We start from the raw sequence: 517 nt of genomic DNA on the forward strand, positions 1-517 counted from the left end.
GTCTAGAAAGTTGTTGGTAGTGTCAGCCATGCTGGCAAACGACAGCTTTATCAGTCAATTTACCCCCTATAAAGACGGTGTCATTACCTCACGTAATACGTTTCAAAAATATTATGCTCAGGCCGAGCTCAAAGGTTATATCGAACGCACGTTAGACGAAAATGCTATCGCTGTTGCGCCGGGCATTTATTATATTTTCCGTGACAAAATTGAAGAACAACGCTTTTTAGCTAAGCGGCATCAACGCCATCACCAATGGCACCAAATAACCACACCGACACCACCAAGCGAAGAACAAGCTCGGTTATTGTTCACTCAACACCAAACATTGTTAACCGCTTTTTGGGACAGATGTTTAGAGCTTGGCCGCATACCAGTAGATGACGAGTTTGCCGAATCTGCCAACATTAAAATGCATTTCGGTAATGCTAAAAGAGCCTTTAAATTACTTATACAAGTGCAAGGCGGATCCGCCGAACTCGAATTTGAACAAGCCATAGCCTTAAGGCGTGAAGAC

Annotated in this window: 1 protein-coding gene; it reads left to right on the plus strand. The window is 43.5% G+C overall.

Going from position 1 to position 517, the window contains the following annotated elements; genetic code table 11:
* On the plus strand, positions 1-517 hold a 517-nt coding region (locus AAEZ02_RS21810; RefSeq protein WP_351125021.1), incomplete at both ends, for a DNA phosphorothioation-associated putative methyltransferase.

This window comes from Shewanella sp. T24-MNA-CIBAN-0130 (assembly GCF_040310185.1).
GTDB classification, from domain to species: Bacteria; Pseudomonadota; Gammaproteobacteria; order Enterobacterales; family Shewanellaceae; genus Shewanella; species Shewanella psychromarinicola.